The following is a 21334-nucleotide window of genomic DNA, read 5'->3' as shown; positions in this document are numbered from 1 at the left end:
CCAGCAATGGGGCGACCAAGTGATGCGAAGCTGCGATTGATCGAGGCGGCGAAAAATGTCGTTTTCACGCACAGCTATGAAGGAGTGAGTGTGGATGAGCTGTGTACAGCAGCAGGCGTGAATAAAAGCAGTTTTTATCATTTTTTCTCTTCCAAACAGGAACTCGTTCTCACGGCTATTGACAGTCAGTGGCAGTGGTTTGAACAGAGTGTCCTGGCACCAACGTTCTCTGCTCACCTGCCTCCGCAGGCACAGATTTTGCGTTTTTTTGACTTGTCATTGGAGAGGCAGCAGGAGCAGCAACAGGCCACCGGTCATATGCGTGGATGTCCTGCAGGCAACCTGACGCTGGAAATGAGCGCGCAGGATGAACTGATTCGGACACGGGTAGAGCAGTTTTTTCGGAAATGGCTCACCTACTTTGAACAGATGCTGGACGAAGCCAAAGAGCAAAGGATCGTTCCCGCAACACTGGATACCACTCTCACTGCGCAGGAACTGCTTGCCTACTTTGAGGGTGTCATGCTCTTAGCGAAGGGTTGCAATAATCCCTCGTTAATTGCCACGTTGCGGATGGGGGTGCTTGCCTTGATGCAGTATCAAGGAGATCAAGAGGCGCGGGCTACGGAAGCGTAATTTTTTTTGCCATTGTTCTGGACTAAATAGTTCACAACATCCCGGTGGTTTTCCTCACAGGTAGCAAGAGAACTGACCGGACATTTTTTGAAGGAGTAGGAGCAATGAAACGCGTCGTCATTACTGGTATGGGGCTGGTCACAGCCTTGGGGCACACCGTTGAAGAAACGTGGGAGGCACTCTGCCAGGGACGTTCGGGCATCGGGCCGATCTCTCAGTTTGATGCAAGCGAATACCTGGTCAGGTTTGCCGGAGAAGTCAGAAATTTTGATCCCAGCCATTATTTGGAGCGCAAGGACATCCGCAGGAACGACGCTTTCACACATCTGGCTGTGGCTGCATCTCGGCAAGCGCTAGAGCAAGCGCGGCTTTCGATTACTGAACACCTGGCTCCCCACATCGGGGTATGCATTGGCAGTGGTGTTGGTGGATTGATGACGCTCCACGAGCAATTCTCTGTCTTGCATGAGAAAGGGCCGAAGCGCGTGAGCCCTTTCCTTGTGCCTATGATGATGATCAACGCCGCGCCAGGAATGGTCTCACTCCTCACTGGTGCACAGGGACCAGCGTGGGCTGCGGTTTCTGCCTGCGCAACCGGTGGAAACGCGCTTGGCGAAGCCTGGGAAACCATTCGGCGCGGAGCGGCCAGAGCCATGCTGGCAGGAGGTGCGGAAAAAGCGGTCACCCCGCTGGCTATGGCTGCGTTTGCAAATATGCATGCGCTCTCACGGCGCAATGAAGATCCGCAAGGAGCCAGCCGCCCATTTGACGCTGAACGTGATGGCTTTGTGATGGGAGAAGGAGCGGGCATGCTGCTGCTGGAGGATCTCGACTTTGCGTTAGAACGTGAAGCACCCATTCTCGCCGAGCTGGTGGGATATGGCTCAACGGCCGATGCGTACCATATTACAGAACCAGCACCAAGCGGTGAGGGGTTGGTGCGCGCCATGGAGAGCGCGTTACAGGGAGCCGGTCTGCGTCCTGAAGAGGTGCAGTATATTAACGCACATGGAACAGCAACGCTCCTCAATGATGCGACGGAGACCCAGGCCATCAAAACGTGTTTCGGCGCTCATGCCTACCAGGTGGCTATTAGTTCGACCAAATCGATGCTGGGGCATACATTTGGGGCTGCCGGAGCCATCGAGGCGGCGATTGCTGTGCTGAGTATTGTTCACGGGATGATCCCTCCAACGATTAACCTGAACCACCCAGATCCAGCTTGTGACTTAGATTATGTGCCTCATCAGGCTCGTCGGAGTGACGTAAGGGTAGCGCTATCCAACTCGATGGGATTTGGTGGGCACAATACCAGTCTGCTTTTCAAACGATATGAGCGGTAGCTCTTTCTCATGAAGGGAGGGCGACATGCTGCTCAAACCAAGGCTCAACAGGAAGTGCTCGTTGGCTTGAACCGCTTCGTGTAAGCGACCTCGCATGGGATAGCTGAACGCTTGCAGGGAAGAGAGGCTGGCTTTCCTCTGGGGTGGTAACGCCATTATGGACATTTGCCGCCCTTAGCCTTCAGGAGGAGGATGGTCAATCCCACGCAGCGCGAGTGACTCATTATAAAACCGACGAGATTGTGCTTACGTCTCTTCCCTCGCAGGAGAACAAAACCACAGAGTTGAGTCGGGCACCATACAGCCTGCCAGGAATGGTCTGGTTCAAACTCAGCAAAAAAATACTGTGCCTCGTCACTGCTGCGCTTCCCCCTCCTCCATGTGCTCAATTTCACTCGACTGCTTCAAACCTGGGCACCACGGCCTGGTTCCTTCAAAATGCTCCATGTACTGCTCTCCCCAGGTAAGCATCAGAAGGATAATCTGCCTCAAGCTGGTTCCCAAATCCGTTAACGAGTATTCGACTTTCGGAGGAATTTCTTTGTAAATCTCTCGATGGATAATACCATCGGTCTCCAGTTCCCGTAGTTGTTGGGTCAGTATGCGCTGTGACACATCAGGTAAGAGGCGTTTGAGCTCGTTGAAGCGCCTCGGGGTTTCGAGCAGATAGTACACAATGAGGGTTTTCCATTTCCCTCCGATCACATCAGCGGTTGCTTCCATCAAGCACTGATAGTTTCTCGTATAGATAGGCTCTCGCATGGTTGCTTCCTCATTCTTATCAGTTACTTTTTCGTTACTATACCACAATTTTGTGCGTACTTGTCAGGGCGCATGTATCCCACTACACTTATTCAGGGCAGAGACGTGCGTGAACAATCAAGGCAGTTGCCTCTTTCCCGAAGGTGAGGCTTATACATAAGCAAGAGCGTACATACGGAAAACGATATGTCATTTACGCTGAAAGTTTTGGGTGCCATGAAGCCAGAGGAAAGAGTGGCGCGCGTCTTCTTGAAGAGAAAGAGCCTAAAAATCGAGAAAGCATATATGTGAAAAGGAGATACTTATGCGTTTACAGGGAAAAACGGCTTTGGTGACTGGGAGCACTTCAGGGATTGGGCAAGCGATAGCGGAAGCCTTTGCTCGGGAAGGGGCACGCGTGGTCGTCAGCGGTCGAAACGAGCAACGTGGGCAAGCAGTTGTGGATGCCATTCGAGCCAAAGGAGGTCAGGCGAACTTTATTGTCGCCGATCAGGCATCGGTAGAGGGGGTACGCCGCTTAGCCAAAGAGGCGACAGCCGTGTTTGGGCCGATCGACATTCTGGTCAATAATGCAGGAATCTTCTCCTTCGCTCCATTAGAGCAAGTGGATGAACCCACCTTTGACGATACCTACGCGATTAATGTGAAAGGGCCATTTTTTCTGACTGCCGCCTTGGCCCCTCAGATGGCGGAACGTGGAAGCGGAAAGATCATCAACATTACGACCATGGTTGCCCATGTTGGAGAGCCAACAATGTCTCTCTATGGCTCAACAAAAGCGGCACTGACGCTGTTGACCAAGGCCTGGGCCACTGAGCTTGGACCCAAGGGGGTCAATGTCAATGCCATCGCTCCAGGCCCGACGTATACGCCCGCAACAGAGGGCATGGCGGAAGGACTGGATCAGTTAGCCGCTGCCCTGCCTGCCAAAAGAGTCGCCCAAGCTTCCGAGATAGCAGCCGCAGCCGTCTACCTTGCCAGCGATGAGGCGGACTTTGTCCACGGAGCGACCCTTCCGGTGGATGGGGGAAGGATCGCCATCTAAACACGTCCACTGTTTCCTGTCTCCTGCCAGGGAGAAAACTCATATAGTCGTACTTCTATCTATAGAAGTGCGAGAAGTGGACTGGGGAGAAAAGCCGCGCTTTTTCCCCAGTCCACACAAGTGCCACAAACGCTTCAATAAGAGAAATAACCTCTTCCAGAACAGCAAAAAAAGTGTTGCTTGGAATTATTAGACCCACGGGATGTACAACGAGTTAATGAGATCCTTCGACTTTTTCCTCCTTTGGCTCGTATTCTTGAGGAAGAGCGGTTGCTTTTTCACGTGCACACGTTCGACTTCGCTGGCTTATTTCGCTGCTCACAGGAGCAGGATTGCGTGGTATCAACAGGAGCAGACCGAGGAGAGAGGCGGCGCAGAGGGCTGCAGCCACTAGAAATATTCCACTGCCATGTAGTCGTTCATAGAGTGTGCCAAACAGGTTGGTGCTCGCCCAGGTACCCAGTCCGAAGCTTGTACCATAGAACAATGTCTGCCCCGTTGTCCGCAGGTGAATCGGTACGTACCGATCGATAAAGGTCACCGCGGCGGTATAGAAGCTAGCAAACGAGATGCCATGTAGTAGCGTGAAGGCGAATAGTACGCTATAGTCCGTAAAGATCGCATAAGCTAGCCAGCGCACAACCGCCACACTCAAACCGATCAGCAGCAGCCATTTAACGCCTAATCGTTTCATCATGATGCCGGAGAGCATCATGGTCGGCAGTTCGCTCAGGCTTGCCATTCCCGATGCCAGGCCGATGGCCCTGGTGCTCACTCCAAGCCCACGCAGGTAGAGGCCAAAGAAGGTATTATAGGCTGCGAAGGTGCCATAGCCTACCATACAGAGCAGCAGGAACAGAAGCAGCGTGCGATCATGAAGCAGTACTACCAGCTCACGCCTTTTTACATGTGTCATGCTCACCTTGCTCTGTGTGGGCACGAAGAAGCTGGCGAGAAAAGGACCACAAAATACGACGGCTAGCAGCAGGAACAGCGCAGTGATGCCAACTTCATTCAGAAAGCTCCCCGCCGCAATGGCCGCGACGAGAAAACCAATAGAACCATACACGCGGACCGTTCCATAGCTGCCACCACGCTGGCCGATCCATTGAAGTGTAATAGCGTCGGCCAGCGGAATTACCGGACTGAGTGATATTGCCAACACAATAATACATAGGAGTAGCACAAGAAAGGAATGAGCAATCAACCAGAGCAGAAGCGAGGTAATTACCGCGCCCAGTAGCGTTACGATCAACAATTGTTTACGCCAACTATAGCGATCGCTGAGCAAACCCCATATTGGTGGCATCACCACGCCCGCTAGAGGAAACATCGAGGCGGTCAAACCTATCTGTGTACCAGATAGTCCAACGGCCCCTAGATAGAGACCGAGGTAGGGCAGGTAAATGCCCATTGCGGAAAAATAGCCAAGATAGAAGAGTTTCATGCTCCAAGGTCCAGCGAGCACACTGGAGAGTCGTTCCCCTGATAGAGCCAATTTGTTGAACATACGATAAAAACTTTCCATATTGTTTTAAATAACGTTTAATTTAGAACAACCAGACAGCAATGAGCTATCACAGCGTGACCAGGCTGTATGATCTATTGGACACGCTGAATCAACTGGAAGAGTGGCGTTTGCAAACGGTTCCTGCATGTTATTACTCGTACAACCGCAAGAAGCCGCATGATTTTCAACTGCCGGCGGAGTGCCACTGCCAATTTTCTGCAACGGGTAGCAACCCTATTGCATAGAAAAGGTCTGGAATAAGAAGGCCAATATATCACTCTCCTCTTCAATGATCTTCGCAGTTGGTTTCCCCATTCCATGTCCAGCCTTCAGCTCAAAGCGCAGCAAGATCGGTTTCTTTCCCTGGTATGCGTGTTGGAGTGTCGCGGCAAACTTCCAGGCGTGGGCAGGGACAACGCGATCATCTGTATCCGCTGTCATGATCAAGGTCGGAGGATATTCGACCCCTTCCTTCACGTTGTGCAATGGCGAGTACGCGTACATGAATTTAAAATGCTCTGGGTTGTGCTCGGCATCACCATACTCTGAGATCCAGTAGCGCCCGACCGTGAACTTGTGGTAGCGCAACATATCAATGACTGGCACGCGGCAGATGACCGCTCCATACAAATCAGGGCGCTGGACCATGCTCGCGGCGACAAGGAGCCCTCCATTGCTCCCGCCTTCAATAGCGATGCGAGTAGGATTGCTATACTTGTTCTCAATCAGCCACTCAGCAGCCGCGATGAAATCATCGAAAACGTTCTGTTTCTTCTCAAGCATTCCAGCCTTGTGCCACTCTTCGCCGTACTCGTTGCCACCGCGCAGGTTTACTGTTGCGTATATCCCTCCACGCTCAACCCAGAGCAGTGGGGTGATGCCAAAGCTGGGCGTCAAACTGATATCAAAACCACCATAGCCGTAGATTAGAACGGGATTATTGTTATTAAGCACAAGCCCCTTCTTATGGGTAAGGAACATGGGGATACGCGTGCCATCCTTTGAGGTGAAAAAGACCTGCCGGGTCTCATATCCAGATGGATCAAATGTATGTGGTGTCTCCCACAACGGTTTTAATTCGTGGCGTTCAAAGTCATAACGAAAGACGGTTGATGGGTAGAGAAACGAGGTAAAGCTTAAAAAGAGTTCATTGTCATCTGGCTCACCACTTACACCCATGATTGAGCCGAGGGTGGGAAGCTCGATTTCACGTAAGAATATGCCTGTTTTGTTGTAGAGCTTCACCTGGTGGTGCGCATCATGCATATAACCGAGCACAAACTGCTGATTGACGATCGACGCAAAATCCATCACGTCACTCTGTTCAGATACGATTTCACGCCATTGTGTACGTTCTGGCTTTGTGGTATCAATTGCGATGATTCTTCCTCGAGGTGCATCCAGGTTTGTTTGGAAGTAAAATATCACTCCATCGTTTCCCACAAAGTTGTAGCTTGCATCGGCCTCGTCTAGCAAGCGTATGAAGGGCTCATCGCTCGTTACCTCTCGGTAATAGATGCGGTTCTTCGGGTCAGTTCCACACCACACGTTGAGAAGCAGATAGACCCCATCGTTTGAGATGAAGGGTGAAAAGCTTAACTCCTTGGCTTCTGGCCGTTCAAAGACGAGTTGATCTTCTTCTTGCTGGGTACCAACCTTGTGCCAGTAGACTTTACTATAGTTGGTCTGATCCTCTTCAGGTACTGTCCCCGGCTCTGGCAATCGATTGTAGTAGAAGCCCGTGCTGTCATGTTTCCAGGCGATCGAGGCGAACTTACAGTATTGAATCACTTCATCATAGTCACGACCATCGTCCACACGGCGAATGCGAATTTCCTGCCAGTCACTACCACTCTTCGATGTTCCATACGCCAGTAACTTTCCATCCTCGCTCATCGCTTGATTGGTGAGGGCGACTGTGCCATCTGCGCTGAGGGTATTGGGATCAAGCACGACCTGCATATCCGTGTGCAGAGCAGATTGCGTATAGAGCACATTTTGATTCTGCAACCCCGTGTTCTTAGAGAAGAAGTATCGCTTTCCCTTCTTGTATGGAGTTGAGTAACGAGGATAATTAAAGAGTTCACGGTAGCGCTGCTTGATCTGGTCTCTATCCAGAATAGCATCTAAGTATGTGCGGGTAGCGCTGTGCTGCTCCTGAACCCAGGCCTGTGTTTCCTGAGTCGATACCTCCTCTAGCCACCGATACGGATCGGCGACCAGGGTTCCATGATAATCTTCAACAGTATCTTCACGACGAGTAGCTGGTTGCAAAGTTGTACTCCTTTACATGAAAAGCGCATTCGTGACATCGAATTACGCGTGTATTGGGCTACTTGTTGCCTCTTTGGCCTCGCTGAAATAAGGCAGACATACCCCCTACCACGAGTTCCTCACGCCTATGTCTCGTTTCAATCCTATGCCTCCTGACACTGAAAAGGATACCATATTATGCTTCCGGCTGAGTAAGGAATTTTTGCTTCTTTTTGGACACGAAGAAGAGAGGATGGGTTAAACGCCCGAGTGGGCCTTAGCTAAGCGCCCTTGCTATGTGCTCGACGGCCGTGCGTATGGCTTGCGGTTCCACGCCCGCGTAGCCGAGGACCAAGCCGCTACGTTGCTGAGGAGCGAGGTGGTAGGCCGAAAGCGGCGGAGTATCGACTCCCTGGCGTTGAATATGTTGGCTGGCGAGACGATCGTCCCAGCGTGGCGGCAGCCAGCCCACGACGTGTAAGCCAGTTGTGGAGGGCTGGATCTGCAGCAGGCCGTCTAGCTTCTGGCGGGTTGCCTCGATCAACACCGCTTGGCGCTCGACATAGAGGTGCTTCATGCGCCGGATATGGCGTGCAAAGTGCCCCTTGTTCATGAACTCAGTCAGGATCATCTGGTCCAGCGACGGGGAGTGCCGGTCGGCGATCGAGCGGGCCTGCACGAAGGTGTCTACGAGTGCAAGCGGAACAACCAGGTAACCCAGGCGCAGCGCGGGCAGCAACACTTTGCTAAAGGTGCCCATGTAGATGACCCGGCCCGTATTGTCTAAGCCCTGCAGAGCAGCCAGGGGCCGTCCTTCATAGCGATACTCGCTGTCATAGTCATCCTCCAGCACCCAGGCTCCTGTGCGTGTCGCCCACTCAAGCAGCGCCAGCCGCCGGGCCAGACTCATCGTAACTCCCAGCGGATACTGGTGCGAGGGTGTCACATAGGCCATGCGCACGTTAGGGTAACGCCGTATACCCTCCTCCACATTCAAGCCATCCTTATCGACCTCAACGGGTACCAGGCGCACACCCAGACCAGCAAAGACATGCCGCGCACCTAGATAGCCAGGGTCTTCGATCCACATGGCATCACCAGGGTCCAGCAGCACCCTGGCCGTCAGATCTAGCGCCTGCTGGGAACCCGCCATGATGATCACTTGCTCAGGTTCACATTTCATACCCCTGGACGCCTTGAGGTAGCCTGCGATCGCCTCACGCAAGGGCCAGTAGCCATGCGGATCGCCATAGGAGAGCAACTCACGCGCCGGATAGCGCCAACAGCGGGCCGTCAACTTCGCCCAGAGATCAAAGGGAAACCTATCGATTGCAGGCACACCTGGCTGGAAAGCACGAGGATTGCGGGCATAGCGGATCGGCACGACCGATTTGGCCGTAAGAGAAGCTCCCCAGCGCGAAATGGCCGCGCCAGACATGGGAACCCCACTAGAGGCATTTCTCACATCGATGTTCGTCTTGAAGACATCTTCTGGTAGTATAGAGGTCACGTAGGTGCCTGCCCCAACCTTGCCTTCCAGGTAGCCTTCGGCGATCAACTGCTCAAAAGCATTCACCACCGTATTGCGCGAAACCTCTAATTCCTCAGCTAGTTCGCGCGTCGGCGGCAGGCGCGTCCCACCTTCAAGATGCCCGGATAGGATGGCCTCGCGCAGGCCGGCGTAGAGCTGGCGAAAGAGCGGTGTCGGCAACTGTCGATCCAATACGAGACAGAGAGAAGCGACAATAGAGGCAGATTGTGTCAATGCCGTTCCTTTCCTAGTGGTATGTACAGATGCTGCATTGGTCCTCTCACTTTAGCACAAAATGGCCCTGGTGGGGAGATCAATCTCAGGATACCATACTCTTACCAACATCAGGAGTATTCCTGACAAGAGAAAGGATCATCCCATGGCAGCCGAACCTCGCACCCAGCATCCCTTTCACATGTATGACGCAGTGATGGCTCAACCCCAGGCTTGGGCTTCGATTATCCAGCGTATTCGTCCTCTGACTGGGCAGATTGCTCCCAGGCTCGCGCAAGCTCAGCGCATCTTCATCGTCGCCATCGGAACCTCGTTTCACGCAGCCGAAGTAGGCTATCACCTGTTCAGGTATTATGGTGTAGCGGTGCCCATCCAGACGATGCACGCGTTCGATTTCGCCCTCTACGGCCCCAACCTGAGCGCCAGGGATTGTGTGATCGTCATCAGTCATCGCGGCGGCAAACGCTACAGCCTGGAGGCCATCAAACGCGCCAGAGAAGCCGGTTGTTATACGCTGCTTATCACGGGCGAGGGCGCTCCCAGCACCATGCAGTACGCCGACATCACTCTCAAGACCACCGAGCAGGATAAATCTTCGGCTCACACGGTTAGCTACACTGGCACCATCGCCGCGCTGTCTTGCCTGGCTGAAGCACTCGGTCAGCAGCACCACGCGCCCACCTTCCTGCAAGAAGAGTTCCCCACCATCTTGCGAGCCTGCCTGGAGACAGATGCGCGGATGGCGGAGTTGGCAAGCGCCCATCTGAAGCACCGCCGTATCTGGATCGTAGGAGGCGGACCATCTGGCATCACGCCCCTGGAGATCGCGCTCAAGATCAAGGAGACCTCGTATCTCCAGGCCGAAGGTATGCCGGTTGAGGTCATGCTGCACGGTCCATTCCAGTGTGTCGAGCCAGAGGACCTCTTCATTCTCATCGCCCCTGGCGGTCCAGCCCAGGCCCGTGTCCTCGAACTGGCCACCATGATTAAGGCGGTTGGTGCCCCCTTCATCGTGGTCAGCGATGGTACAGCTATCAGCATCCAGCAGGATGCAGCGGGTGTGTGCACTATCCCATGTGCCCCTGAACCATTCACTGCGCTTACCTGCCTGATCCCGCTCCAACTCTTTAGTTACCACCTGGCGCTGGCACGCGGTACTAATCCCGATGGGTTTCGCCTGGAAGATCCCCACTTCGCCCAAGCAATGAAACTCGTACAGTTGTAGAAGAGTTGCTGTCGGCTTTTGTTTGAAAAACAGCGGAACGAATGCACACGCAGGGAGTGAAGGCGTTCCACTGTTCCTCAGAAGGCATGATATACTGAAGCAAAAAAGCTCCAGGAGCAAAAAGATGGAATTGGTGGAGGATGCCAAAGAGGTACTCAGAGAAACGGCAAAAAATCTCAAAGGAAGTAAAGGAGGTTCTCATGAATACTATGTTAGAGCGTGTACACGCGGTCCTCTCTACTACTCCAGAGCGCTGGCAGCAATTGGTCAGCACACTTCCCAATGATCTGCTGATACATCCGCCAGCCGCAGGGGAGTGGTCGGCACGCAGTTGCTTACAGCATTTGGTGGATGCGGAACGTGCGCTCTTTCCTGTGCGCTTCCGCGCTCTCCTGACGGGCCAGGACTTCAGCGATTTCGATCCCAACGAGCCACACCCAGATCTTGCTGCACAGACACTTGAACAGCTTGCTATTGCGTTTGCACAGCATCGTCAAGAAAGTCTTGTCCTGATTCAGCAAGTGAAGGATGAGGATCTGGAGCGGACTGTCCAGCATCCGAAGTTTGGTACGGTCACCCTGGCACAGTTCCTTCATACATGGGCGGCTCACGATTTGAATCACACGATCCAGGCGGAACGAGCGCTTATACAACCCTTCATGCTTGGATGTGGCCCCTGGCGTGCCTTCTTCCAGGATCACGAGATTGTTGCTCCCAATAGGTAAGTGGGATCGCGAAAAGCTAGCGATCCCACTTACCTATTGGGGCTTGATTCCCTTTGTTCATAAATCAGGAGAGTACTACATGATCAGTATTGATAAGCTCATGCCCTCCGATAGGGCTGCCTGGGAAGTCCTATTCCGCGCCTATATCGACTTCTATCAGCGAGTTGAGTCACCCGAGATGTACGACCGGGCGTGGCGCGAATTCCAGGCAGATACGAGCCTGCACGCCTTCGGTGCCAAGCTGGATGGCAGGCTTGTCGGTATTACTCATTTCCTCGTCCATCCCAGCACGTCGGGACCAGATGTCTGCTATTTACAGGATCTCTTCACCGCCTCGGATGCGCGCGGCAAAGGCGTGGCTCGCGCGTTGATCGCCGCTGTCATCGATTGGGCTGGGGCTCATGGCTGTTGCCGTGTATACTGGACTACCCATGAATCCAACACCACGGCACGGTATCTATACGATAAGATGGCCGAGAACCGTGGCTTCATCCGGTATCAGATCGAATTGCCGCGTTAGTGCAGCCTTACAGGCGCTACCTTGTAGGGTCTATGTTGGCATGGACCCTACGCTTCATGCTAGGCGGCAACATCCTTTAAAATCAAGACAGATAAGCTGAGCCCTCTTTAAAGAGCATGGCACATACTAAGCACACCTTTCCTACTGGCTGGTCGTATGCACATGGAGTAACTCTTGTAAATTTTGCTGATGGCTGCTATACTCTAGTTACCTGTTCAGCCAATGATGCCTTTGTATTGTTTCAGGCTGGATGCTCATTCAGCCAATTAGGAAAGGAGACAAATTGTGTTAGCACATGTTTCAGAGCATGGGCAGCAATACACGATGTGCCTCCTGGTCTTGCACACCCAGCAGGGTATCGTGTAACAGAGCCACTATCGATCTTCCTCTTTTGCTGCACCACCTCTCTGTGCTCTTTCTGATTATTCTTACTCCGTGCGAGCCACATCTTTTCTTCGGATCGAACGAACGCTTGAAGATGTTCTTCTTGCTCGATTTGAGGAGAATGAGCGTGTTTTTGCTCGCTCGCCTGGAGAGGAGTTACATTCCAATCAAGCTGAATGGGATGGATCATCATGCGTGTAACAGAGACACATTTGGAGGTAAACCAATTGGCGAATCAGCAACATCTTGACCTTCTCAAACAGAGTGTCCACACCTGGAATCAGTGGAGGCAAGAGCATTCGGATATTCGGCCTGATCTCAGCGGCTCCGATTTAGCCTGGGCTTGTTTGAGCAATGCCGACTTGAGCGGAGTAGATCTCAGCGGCGTAGACTTCACCTGGGCCGATCTCTATCGGGCCAACTTGATCAGAGCCAACCTCAGCCAAGCCAATCTCAGCGGCGCGGACTTGAGTGGCACCCATCTTTGTCGCGCGAACCTGTGTGGGGCAGACCTCAATGGGACATTGCTGTATCGAGCAAACCTGCGCGACGCGAACCTCAGCGAGACGAATCTGCAAAAGGCGGTTCTTGAAGAGACCGTGCTGAACTGAGCATGGCAAAGGAAGGATAATATGGCAAAAGAGAGAGATGACATTCTGGTCGTTGGGGAAGTGGTTGAAGTGTTTCCCAACGCCTTGTTTAAAATCCAAATCGATGAGCAGCATCATGTACTGGCAGTGCCTGCGGGACGTTTGCGGCTGTCAAATATACGTCTTGTGGCGGGCGATAAGGTGCGAGTTGCGCTCTCGCCCTACGACCTGACACGAGGCCGGATCACCTGGCGCATCAACGAAGGTCGTGGCCCCCGCTAAAACACAACTGAACCTGGCCAGGCTTTCAGAAAAATCCGAAAGCCTGGCCAGGTTCCTTAGTCCCTATTTGTTATTCATATACCTTCCCATCGTCTTCTTGCCAGAGCCTCCTCATCTCCTCACTGGTTGCGAGCAGTTCGTCCAGTCTTCCTTCAGCGTCGACATGGCCATCCTTGAGCAGAATGATGTGATTGGCACGTTGCAGGGTGGCGCGCCGGTGCGTGACGACCAGGCAGGTCGTATCTTCGCGCTCAAAGATGCGTTCCCAGAGGGTGCGTTCAGTTTCGACATCCAGCGCGCTGGAGAGGTCGTCGATTACCAGCAACTCGGCGCCGCGCACCAACATACGCGCCGCCGCCGTGCGCTGCATCTGTCCCCCCGAGAGCTTGACGCCGCGAGTACCCACTGGTGTCTCCAAACCTTCCTCCAGTGCCTGCACATCGCGCTCTAAAACAGCGCCCCGTACGGCAGCGGTCAGGACCGCAGAGTCGTCTGGTAGCCCTAGAAGGATGTTCTGCCTGAGCGTCTCGCTGAACAGGCGTGGCACCTGCGCCGTGTATGCCGCACGAGGCGGCACAAAGAAGGTAGCCGCGTCCTCCACGATGTCGCCGTTCCAACGGATCTCGCCTGCCTCACTGGGCAGCAGGCCCAGGAGTGTCTGGAGAAGCGTTGTCTTGCCCGCGCCGACGCGCCCCGTCACCACCGTCAGGGTGCCACGCGGCAGGCAGAGGTCTACCGCAGAGATACCATGCTCCGACTGCGGATGGCGATAGGTTAGTCCTCGCGCCTCCACGAGGAATAACCGATCAGTCACACTGCGCGCTGGAGGCGGGACCTCGGGCAAAGGTCCGCGCAAGTGCAACGGTGTATGCTCTACCAGAGCTGATGGCGAAGCATCCTCCAATAAAGCACCCATGCGGGCGAAAGCGACGCCGGTCTGCTGATAATGGGCCAGAAACCGGCCAAGGCTGGAGGTAAAGCCGGCGATAAAGCTCAGGTAGGCGACAAAGAGGGCAAAGTCACCTACTGTCATACTACCACCGTGCAAGCTGCCAGCAGCCAGCAGCATGATCAGGCCTGTGCCTATGCTCACCGTGTTCTCGGTGATGGCGTCCAGGGCCTGTGTCGCCAGGCGATCTGCCAGCATCGCTGTCCTGCGCTGCTCATTCAGTCGGCGGAAGCGCGCCAGGATTCGCTCTTCGGCGCCTGTGGCCTGCACGGTCTGTACCGCAGCCAGGATATCGCCGAGGGCGCCAGTGACCTGACTGGTGGCCTGGCTACTGGCTTCACGGTAGCGGCCGAGCTTATTGCTCGCCCAGCGCGCGACGATTGTCACGACTACGAGAGGCAGCGTAGTAATCAGGGCCATACGGGCGTCGATATGCAGGAGCACTAGAAATGCCACCACGGCGAACAGGCCCGAGACCGTAATCTCGTCGCTCCAATCTACAGCATCTTCACCCTGATAGGCATCGTCGCGAAAGCGACTGATGGTCTCGCCGATGGAGTAGGGGAGCGCATTGGCTCCTGGCCGCTTCAGGATGTGTCGCAACAGGTTGCGGCGTAGTAGCCCACTCATCGTGAAGCGCATCATAATTTCAACAAAACCAGCGGTGAGCCACAAGGCCACACGGCACACGGCGATCACTACCAGTAGTATGATCAGTCCCGCCACCCCACCAGGCAGGTGAGCCTGTCCGGTGAGCGTATCGAAGAAGGAGCGAGCAATCAGGCCTACCAGCAGCGCCGACATGTCGAAGGTGCCCCATAATGTTGCGTGCAGCAGGTAGAGCCAGGGCCGATAGCGAACCATTTGCATCAGGTAACGCCAGGTTGGAAGTTGCTTCATTGATAGACCTCCTCAGTGGCAACGCTCAACAAATCGGCAAAGCGTGAAGTGGGGTCGGCAGCAAGAGCCAGCCGTGGCCCGTATTCGCGTACCTGCCCATCCTCCAGGACCAGGACGTCGTGAGCATATGCGATAGTGGCCAGCCGGTGGGCCACGATGATGCCGGTACGGCCTTCAAGTAACCGCCCCAGTGCTGTATGCACCAGCCGATCCGTGGCCGGGTCCAGACGCGAGGAAGCCTCGTCCAGGATGACCAGGTCTGGATCGAGCAGCAAGATACGGGCGCATGCCAGCACCTGAGCCTGCCCGGCGGAGAGCCCTGCCCCATCGGGCAAGAGCTGGGTATCCAGCCCACACGCCAGTTCCTGTAGCCAGTTCCCCAAACCCAGAGTATCCAACGCGGCGCGAATTTGCTCATCAGGCACACTGTCATCAAAGAGCGTCAGATTGTCGCGTACACTGGCATGGAAAATGTTTACTTCCTGCGTGACCAGGCCAATGCGCGAGCGCAATGCCGAGAGATGAACTTCCCGCAGGTCCACTCCTCCCAGGCGCACTGCACCCGCCACAGGATCGTAGAAGCGCAGGAGGAGCCGCGTCAGCGTTGTCTTCCCGCTACCCGTGCGTCCCACCACGCCCAGCACACGACCTGGCGCAAGCGACACGTTAACGCCACGCAGGACTGGCGCATCCTCCGCATAACTAAATGAAACTTTCTCGAATTCCACCGCCAGCGGTCCTGACGGTAGTACCACGCCAGGACCATCGATCACGCGTGGCCTGGTATTCAGGAGCGCTTCGACACGTGCCATGCTGGCGTCTGCCTGTTGTAGATCCTGTACTTCGTTGCGGATCTGTTCGGTCGGCTGGCGCAGCATCTCGGTACACTGAAAGATCAAGTAGACCGCGCCAATGGTCAGTGTGCCGGATGTAAACAGCATTGCACTTAGGGCGAGCGCGGCCGCCGTGCCGAGGGCAAACAACCCCTGGCTGGTAGCGCCCAGGCCATAGCCCCACATCTGTGCCTTACGTGTGATGGCCAGCCATGAGCGCATCACCTCGGCACAGCGGCGCAGGACAAACGCGCCTGCCCCGCTGGAGCGGATATCTTGCAGGCCAGCCAGGTATTCACCCAGGAAACCATAGAAATCAGCGCTGGCCTGGCGCTCCGCGGCCCAGGATGGTGTGGCAACAGCGCGGATGCGCAGCATACCCGTCAGGGCCAGTACGACAAAGACGCTCATACCCAGGCCTACTCGCCAGTCCACGTGATAGAGTAACCCGAGGACGCCTATCAGCAAGACGGCGTTGCCGAGCACATACACCACAAAACGAGAGAAGAAGCGCGCCAGGGTGGCGACATCACCATCCACGCGCTCGATTAACTCGCCCGGCGTATGGGCCGTGTGAAAAGAGGCATCCAGCCTGAGCAGGTGAGCCACAAGGTCGGCGCGCAACGCGTTGGTGGCCGTCCAACTCACATTTTCGGCCACATAGGTTTCGGCGACAGCCAGGCCCTGCCCCGCCAGGGCCAGGACCATGGTCAACAGTGCCAGAACGATCAGATTATGCAGATCCCCGCCCGAGGTGGCCTGATCGATAAAGTAGCTTGCGACCAGCGGTGTCATCACCTGTACAGAAATGGTGCCAACCAGGATCAGAGCCAGCAGGGCCATGCGCGGCCACTGGGGGCGCAGATAGCGGGCCAACAGCCGCCAGTAACGATTGAGAGCATGAAAGAGGTAAGTGGTCAGGAAGCGCCAGTAGCGTCTTAACTGAACGTATATCAAACTTGTTTCTTCCTTTGTCTATTGCGGAACATGAGGACACACGGTACACGTGTGCAGCATAAGAGCATAGCCTACGACAAGGTAAGGCTATGTGTGGTGGGGAAGCGGTGATGCTGAAGGGGAGACAATGTGTAGCCGCGTGCGATACGCAGGCAAGCAAAAGTAGCCCTCTGAGGCGAAGTGGGCCGATTCTGAAGCGTGAAAAGAACGTCTACAGAAGAGCGGAAAACTATCTGTAGCTTCTCGAAGAAGGGTATGGCCGTATATTGAAGCGCGCAATCATCGCAATGACTCGCGGAGAGACGACCTTACCTAGTTGTAGACACAGCTCACTTCGTTTAGCAACACCTTAGCTGTGATTAAGTGCATGGTAGATTGGACCTCCAAAAATAAGATAAACTCATAATAACCCATGCTTACTCGAAAGTCAAGTCGAAATTGAGCGGTGGATCAAAACACTCACCCATTATAGCGATGTTTTTCTGCAAGGGAGCGATCACCATCGGCGCTTTGCAAGTATTCAGCCATAGGCAGAGGTGATGCGCAGTCGCGCATCACCTCTGTTTGCATTCCTACTGAGCCGCGTCAGGCACAGGTAGTGAGGCCTGGCGAACTCGCTTATTCAGAGTGGTCGCGATGGCAAGGAGAATCAGCCAGCCTCCCAGAAGCAATGCGCTCACCTTGGCACCCATGCTTTGAATAAGCAATCCACCGAGAATGGCGCCCAGAGATTGCGCGCCCCGGGTCATCAATTGCACCGTGCTGCTCATGCGGCCCCGCATTGTATCGGGGGTCGCTGTGAGACGGTACGTGTCAAGCGCGATGGAGTAGATGGGAGCAACCAGTTCTTCCGCGGCAGCGATACAACCCATCACAATGGCGTTTGGTGCGATTGCGTAGAGGGGGAACATCAAGGCTTCGAGCCAGAGCATACTGATCGCGATAGTGCCGAAGGAGAAGCGTCGGCGTATCCAGTTGCTGGCGAGATTCCCGATCACCGCTCCAATCGCTGCCGCTGTGAAGATGGCCCCGATCCCGCCAGGAGAGGTATGAAGCTCCTGCGCCAGGATAAGGATCACCAGGTACCCGGCGCCATAGCGCAGGCTGTCCGCGCCGTTGACGAGGGTGAGAAATCTGAGCAAGGGCTGTTGCCACAGCCAGGAAAAGCCCTCGGCGAGGGACTGGTGCCATGGAAGCCGCGTCCCCTCTTGTTGACTGCTCTGGAAATTTCCGCGCATAAGGCGCAATGAAAAGACCGACACGCCAAAGGAAAGGGCATTCGCCAGGAAGGGGAAGGCGCTCCCCAGGCTATAGAGTGTTCCCCCAAGGAGCGAGCCAAAGGTGCGTATTCCCGAGTACGCCGCCTGGGACTGGGAAAGAGCGGCAGGAAGCTGCTCCTGTGTCACCACATTGGGCAACGAGGCCGCGTTCGCGACACTAAACAGTGTACCGAGCACGCCTGCCAGCGTCACCATGATATAGATGTGGAGCATGGTCAGCACATGGAACCAGAAGGCCAGGGGAATACTCAGGATCAAGAGCATGCGCCCGACGTCGCAGAGCAGCATGACGCGTTTACGGTCCCAGGTGTCCACAAGCACGCCCGCGATGGGGCCGACCACCAGCATGGCTATGGTGCTCAAGCTTACGGCGATACCAGCCTGGAGGGCCGAACCAGTGAGGGCTAAGATCAGCAGCGGGAGCGCGATAAATTGTTGCTGATCGCCAACAAACGAAACAAGCTGACCACTCAGCAAGAGCAGGTAGTCACGATTGCGCCAGAGAGGCTGCGTGGAGGTCGCGTTCTCTTTATGAGAGAGCATGTAATAAAACTCCATTCTCACGATATTGGGGCAGGGGAGATACCCTTATATGGGCGTTCCCTGCATAGAAAAAGGCCGTGGGCAAAGACATATGGCTCGCCCATGGCCTTGTTATCGCTGAGGGATGGAAGTGAAAAGCCGTGAGCGAGACCTGTGTGTGTCGCCCACGGCTTGTGCAATTGACGTTCTGGCTATTTTCTTTCTCTCCAGCTTCGTGTCAATGGCTCCCTGGAAAAGGGCATAGTGAGGCCCTGGGCGACACGAAACGCGTTAACACACGCGTAACGAGAGCGAAAGCACCACGCACTGGTGGGCTGTATCGTCGCGCTAGCCATCAATATCCCTTTCTTTGCTTTGCTACTGGAGTCGTGCATTGAGATAAGCCGAATGATAGCATATCTCTGCCTGGCAGTCAAACAAGCTCCACTGCTGAAAGGCGGGACTTATACGTCTCTCTGGCGCCTGATATGGAGCAATGCCCAGATCTTCTCTGGTGTAAGCGGCATGTCAATGGTGGTAATACCAAGAGGGAAGAGAGCATCCAGCACGGCATTGACGATAGCTGGTGGCGCACCAATACAGCCTGACTCAGCCACGCCCTTAGCCCCCAGGGGATTAAACGGCGAGGGCGTCTCGACGAAATCGGTGATAAAGGCAGGGAGCATATGCGCAAGGGGCAAGGCGTAATTCAGGAGCGTACCACTGAGAAGCTGTCCATCCTCATCATAGACGACTTCTTCATATAACGCCTGCCCAATACCCTGGGCTAGAGAGCCATGGATCTGTGCCTCCGCCAGCTCACGCTGGAGGACACGCCCACAATCATCGACGGCAACATAGTTGAGTATCTGTATCTCGCCAGTATCAGGATCAATCTCCACGACAGCGAGATGCGCCCCCGAAGCATAGGCCGCACCAGCGGGACTATACTCACGCCAGGCGGCGAGTCCCTCAATTGCTGTCCCATTGGCGGGATTGGGGACTTCACGCTCGATCAGTTCAGGCTGTTCCTCAACCTGGCGAGCCACATCTCCAAGTGTGATAACCCGCGCAGGTGTCCCACGAACACTGATACTCCCCTGCTCCAGTACCATGTCGGCTGCGGAAGCCTCCAGGAGACATGCGGCACAGTGAAGCGCTTTGTCTCTAACGGCTTCCGCAGCCAGCAGAACAGCCGAGCCGGTTACCTGGGTAATACGGCTCCCAAAGGTCCCCACACTATAGCCAGGTAGGCTACTATCATTCATATATACCTCTACCTGCTCAACTGGCAGCTGGAAGACAGTAGCCGCGATACGGGCAAGGGTAGTGAAGTGGCCCTGACCATTATGGGCCACGCCGCATTGTACCAGGATGGTACCATCACGTCTGACGCGTACAGTGGCGGCTTCGCGTGGCATATGGGCGGGAGAAGCCACGCTATCGCCTGACAGTTCGATAAAGGAGGCGAGGCCGATGCCCAACAGCCTGGGATGTACACTCGCTCGATATGCTCGTTGCCTAGCGCGCCAGTCTGGGTAATCGCCCAATTCCAGGACACGCTCAAGGATGGCCTGGTAGTTGCCGCTATCATAGATAACATCTGTGACTGTGCGATATGGAAAATCCTGGGGGGCGATAAAATTACGACGGCGCACCTCCGCAGGATCGATATCCAGTTCGTGTGCAATGCGATCCATGACGCGTTCCACAATATAGGTCGCCTCGGGTCGGCCTGCTCCCCGGTAGGGAGCAGTGGTGGCCTTGTTCGTAAATACGCCGATTACCTCGCTCTCAACCGCCTGTACCTGGTATGGTCCGCATAGCATGAGCGGAACACGTGTAGGCACCATTGTTGTAGTTGCAACGAGAAAGGCGCCCAGATCGGCCAGGGAGCGCAGCTTTAAGCCAAGTAGTATTCCATCTGCCTGAAAGGCGGCTTCAATATCGTGTACCTGCCCACGCCCCTGGGACTGAGCCTGCAAATTTTCATCACGTTGCTCAATCCATTTGACCGGGCGCTTGTGCGTCATCGCCAGGTAGGCGGCAACCACTTCTTCACCCAGAAAGACATTCTTAGCTCCAAAGGCGCCTCCAACCTCGGCATTGTGTACGAGAATATTCCCGGTATCCAGCCCCAGGAACATGGCCAGCGTCTCGCGGACACGAAAAATTGCTTGCGACGAGACCCAGGCTGAAAGTTGTCCACTGCCCGGGTCAAAGTCAAACATACAGGCCCGCGACTCAAGAGAACTGGGCGCGAGCCGCTGATTCTCCAGACGCAGGTGTAGGACATGATCGGCTCGTGCAAAGGTGACTTCGCTCTCCCCACCACGCAGGTGATGCACAAAGGCCACATTCGACCCAAGACCCTCGTAGAGGAGAGGTGCCTCCGCCTCCAGGGCTTGCTCTAGATCAACCACGGCTGGCAGCACCTCGTACTCCACATCAACGAGGTCGCGCGCATCCTCTGCGATGGGCAGGGTCTCAGCCAGGATAACGGCAACGGGGTCGCCAACGTAGTGTGCTCGCTCTACTGCCAATGGATGCCGCCCGGGATCGAAGACACCCGGCATTGGGCCGATAGGCAATGTGGGCATCCCATGCACCAGTTCAGCGCCCGTAAAAGCGCCCACGACCCCAGGCAATGAGCGAACTTTATCTAAATGGATGCTCACAATCCTGGCATGAGCGTATGGACTGCGTACCACCAGCATGTGTAGCGCCGGAGGGCGCCCTGCAGGTGATCTAAGGTCATCAACATAGCGGGCGTTGCCCGTTAGCGCCCCATAATCCTCTCTGCGGCGCCCCGCTTGAAATGGTTGAAAAGGTTTCTGCATAGCGCCCTCTCTT

16 protein-coding genes are annotated in these 21334 nt (G+C 54.9%); 8 read left to right on the top strand and 8 right to left on the bottom strand.

Features of this window, described 5'->3' with window-relative positions; translation table 11 throughout:
- Nucleotides 1–6 precede the first annotated feature (6 nt).
- A complete protein-coding gene (locus JMJ16_RS16140; RefSeq protein ID WP_201383087.1) occupies nucleotides 7–636 on the top strand; it encodes a TetR/AcrR family transcriptional regulator in 630 nt (209 codons plus the stop codon).
- Between the two features lie 104 nt (nucleotides 637–740).
- Nucleotides 741–1979: a beta-ketoacyl-ACP synthase II gene (fabF, locus tag JMJ16_RS16135; RefSeq protein WP_201383085.1), complete on the top strand. Its 1239-nt coding sequence runs from the start codon at nucleotides 741–743 to the stop codon at nucleotides 1977–1979.
- A 354-nt stretch (nucleotides 1980–2333) separates the two neighbouring features.
- Here the strand turns inward: fabF and JMJ16_RS16130 are convergent, their stop codons facing one another.
- On the bottom strand, nucleotides 2334–2741 hold the full coding sequence (locus JMJ16_RS16130; protein ID WP_201383083.1) for a helix-turn-helix domain-containing protein: 408 nt from the start codon (nucleotides 2739–2741) through the stop codon (nucleotides 2334–2336).
- A 304-nt stretch (nucleotides 2742–3045) separates the two neighbouring features.
- On the opposite strand from JMJ16_RS16130, the gene JMJ16_RS16125 reads away from it, so the two are divergent.
- Nucleotides 3046–3786, top strand: coding sequence for an SDR family NAD(P)-dependent oxidoreductase (locus JMJ16_RS16125; protein ID WP_201383080.1), 741 nt, complete (start codon nucleotides 3046–3048; stop codon nucleotides 3784–3786).
- A gap of 214 nt (nucleotides 3787–4000) precedes the next feature.
- On the opposite strand, the gene JMJ16_RS16120 is transcribed toward JMJ16_RS16125, so the two are convergent.
- The 3 genes from JMJ16_RS16120 to JMJ16_RS16110 form a co-directional block, all read right to left on the bottom strand.
- Nucleotides 4001–5296, bottom strand: coding sequence for an MFS transporter (locus tag JMJ16_RS16120; RefSeq protein ID WP_201383079.1), 1296 nt, complete (start codon nucleotides 5294–5296; stop codon nucleotides 4001–4003).
- Between the two features lie 234 nt (nucleotides 5297–5530).
- Nucleotides 5531–7570, bottom strand: a complete 2040-nt coding sequence (locus tag JMJ16_RS16115) for a prolyl oligopeptidase family protein (RefSeq protein ID WP_201383077.1) — start codon at nucleotides 7568–7570, stop codon at nucleotides 5531–5533.
- Nucleotides 7571–7826: 256 nt separating this feature from the next.
- On the bottom strand, nucleotides 7827–9314 hold the full coding sequence (locus tag JMJ16_RS16110; RefSeq protein ID WP_201383075.1) for a PLP-dependent aminotransferase family protein: 1488 nt from the start codon (nucleotides 9312–9314) through the stop codon (nucleotides 7827–7829).
- A 145-nt stretch (nucleotides 9315–9459) separates the two neighbouring features.
- Between JMJ16_RS16110 and JMJ16_RS16105 the strand changes: the two genes are divergently transcribed.
- The 5 genes from JMJ16_RS16105 to infA all read left to right on the top strand — a co-directional run bounded on the left by JMJ16_RS16105 (nucleotide 9460) and on the right by infA (nucleotide 13040).
- Entirely contained in the window at nucleotides 9460–10539 is a 1080-nt protein-coding gene (locus JMJ16_RS16105; protein WP_201383073.1) for an SIS domain-containing protein, read from the top strand.
- A 200-nt stretch (nucleotides 10540–10739) separates the two neighbouring features.
- Complete coding sequence (locus JMJ16_RS16100; protein ID WP_201376682.1) at nucleotides 10740–11264, top strand: DinB family protein; 525 nt, start codon at nucleotides 10740–10742, stop codon at nucleotides 11262–11264.
- Nucleotides 11265–11343: 79 nt separating this feature from the next.
- Nucleotides 11344–11784 (top strand): GNAT family N-acetyltransferase, encoded by a 441-nt coding sequence (locus JMJ16_RS16095; RefSeq protein ID WP_201376683.1) that lies wholly within the window; start codon nucleotides 11344–11346, stop codon nucleotides 11782–11784.
- Between the two features lie 575 nt (nucleotides 11785–12359).
- Complete coding sequence (locus tag JMJ16_RS16090; protein ID WP_236601593.1) at nucleotides 12360–12779, top strand: pentapeptide repeat-containing protein; 420 nt, start codon at nucleotides 12360–12362, stop codon at nucleotides 12777–12779.
- 21 nt (nucleotides 12780–12800) lie between these two features.
- Nucleotides 12801–13040, top strand: coding sequence for a translation initiation factor IF-1 (gene infA, locus JMJ16_RS16085; protein WP_007903704.1), 240 nt, complete (start codon nucleotides 12801–12803; stop codon nucleotides 13038–13040).
- A gap of 70 nt (nucleotides 13041–13110) precedes the next feature.
- Here infA and JMJ16_RS16080 read toward each other — a convergent pair whose 3' ends face one another.
- The 4 genes from JMJ16_RS16080 to JMJ16_RS16065 all read right to left on the bottom strand — a co-directional run bounded on the left by JMJ16_RS16080 (nucleotide 13111) and on the right by JMJ16_RS16065 (nucleotide 21321).
- Nucleotides 13111–14889, bottom strand: a complete 1779-nt coding sequence (locus JMJ16_RS16080; protein WP_201383071.1) for an ABC transporter ATP-binding protein — start codon at nucleotides 14887–14889, stop codon at nucleotides 13111–13113.
- Entirely contained in the window at nucleotides 14886–16679 is a 1794-nt protein-coding gene (locus tag JMJ16_RS16075) for an ABC transporter ATP-binding protein (RefSeq protein WP_201383070.1), read from the bottom strand. The genes JMJ16_RS16080 and JMJ16_RS16075 overlap by 4 nt, the downstream gene beginning before the upstream one ends.
- A gap of 572 nt (nucleotides 16680–17251) precedes the next feature.
- A complete protein-coding gene (locus tag JMJ16_RS16070; RefSeq protein ID WP_201383069.1) occupies nucleotides 17252–18502 on the bottom strand; it encodes an MFS transporter in 1251 nt (416 codons plus the stop codon).
- Nucleotides 18503–18945: 443 nt separating this feature from the next.
- Entirely contained in the window at nucleotides 18946–21321 is a 2376-nt protein-coding gene (locus JMJ16_RS16065) for a xanthine dehydrogenase family protein molybdopterin-binding subunit (protein WP_201383068.1), read from the bottom strand.
- Nucleotides 21322–21334: the final 13 nt, after the last annotated feature.

The organism is Ktedonobacter sp. SOSP1-52 (assembly GCF_016587395.1).
This window is presented reverse-complemented; position numbering and strand designations above follow the sequence as displayed.

Bases quoted from the DNA above. Each gene is read 5' to 3' on its own strand.
- JMJ16_RS16065 (WP_201383068.1), bottom strand. From the start codon at position 21,321: ATGCAGAAACCTTTTCAACCATTTCAAGCGGGGCGCCGCAGAGAGGAT.
- JMJ16_RS16090 (WP_236601593.1), top strand. From the start codon at position 12,360: ATGCGTGTAACAGAGACACATTTGGAGGTAAACCAATTGGCGAATCAG.
- JMJ16_RS16130 (WP_201383083.1), bottom strand. From the start codon at position 2,741: ATGCGAGAGCCTATCTATACGAGAAACTATCAGTGCTTGATGGAAGCA.
- JMJ16_RS16095 (WP_201376683.1), top strand. From the start codon at position 11,344: ATGATCAGTATTGATAAGCTCATGCCCTCCGATAGGGCTGCCTGGGAA.
- fabF (WP_201383085.1), top strand. From the start codon at position 741: ATGAAACGCGTCGTCATTACTGGTATGGGGCTGGTCACAGCCTTGGGG.
- JMJ16_RS16120 (WP_201383079.1), bottom strand. From the start codon at position 5,296: ATGTTCAACAAATTGGCTCTATCAGGGGAACGACTCTCCAGTGTGCTC.
- JMJ16_RS16080 (WP_201383071.1), bottom strand. From the start codon at position 14,889: ATGAAGCAACTTCCAACCTGGCGTTACCTGATGCAAATGGTTCGCTAT.
- JMJ16_RS16070 (WP_201383069.1), bottom strand. From the start codon at position 18,502: ATGCTCTCTCATAAAGAGAACGCGACCTCCACGCAGCCTCTCTGGCGC.
- JMJ16_RS16100 (WP_201376682.1), top strand. From the start codon at position 10,740: ATGAATACTATGTTAGAGCGTGTACACGCGGTCCTCTCTACTACTCCA.
- infA (WP_007903704.1), top strand. From the start codon at position 12,801: ATGGCAAAAGAGAGAGATGACATTCTGGTCGTTGGGGAAGTGGTTGAA.
- JMJ16_RS16140 (WP_201383087.1), top strand. From the start codon at position 7: ATGGGGCGACCAAGTGATGCGAAGCTGCGATTGATCGAGGCGGCGAAA.
- JMJ16_RS16125 (WP_201383080.1), top strand. From the start codon at position 3,046: ATGCGTTTACAGGGAAAAACGGCTTTGGTGACTGGGAGCACTTCAGGG.
- JMJ16_RS16105 (WP_201383073.1), top strand. From the start codon at position 9,460: ATGGCAGCCGAACCTCGCACCCAGCATCCCTTTCACATGTATGACGCA.